The sequence below is a fragment of the Lactiplantibacillus fabifermentans DSM 21115 genome (assembly GCF_000498955.2).
GTDB lineage: Bacteria > Bacillota > Bacilli > Lactobacillales > Lactobacillaceae > Lactiplantibacillus > Lactiplantibacillus fabifermentans.
This window is the reverse complement of record NZ_AYGX02000008.1, coordinates 1-233: the sequence shown is the minus strand read 5'-3', so window position 1 is coordinate 233 and position 233 is coordinate 1. Positions and strand designations below refer to the sequence as shown.

Sequence of the window (233 nt, the reverse complement as noted above, 5' to 3'; positions counted from 1 at the left end):
AACCTATTCCGAACGAATTAAAATCGAAACCTTTTGTGAACTAGGGCTGTCCAATATCCAAATGGGCGTTCGGCTGAACCGATCACCGTCAACAATTTCTTACGAATTATCTCGATGTCAACCTTATCAGGCTGAATTAGCACAAACAGATGCCGAATACAAGCGATCACGATGTGGTCGGAAAACTAAGCTGAGCGATGAGTTAAAGCAAATAATTCTCAACCATTTACCCC

At 42.1% G+C, this 233-nt stretch carries 1 protein-coding gene; it reads left to right on the top strand.

The window, feature by feature from the left end:
- Window positions 1-233 (top strand): helix-turn-helix domain-containing protein (locus DY78_RS15660; protein ID WP_156404084.1); only part of this gene is annotated, 233 nt, incomplete at both ends.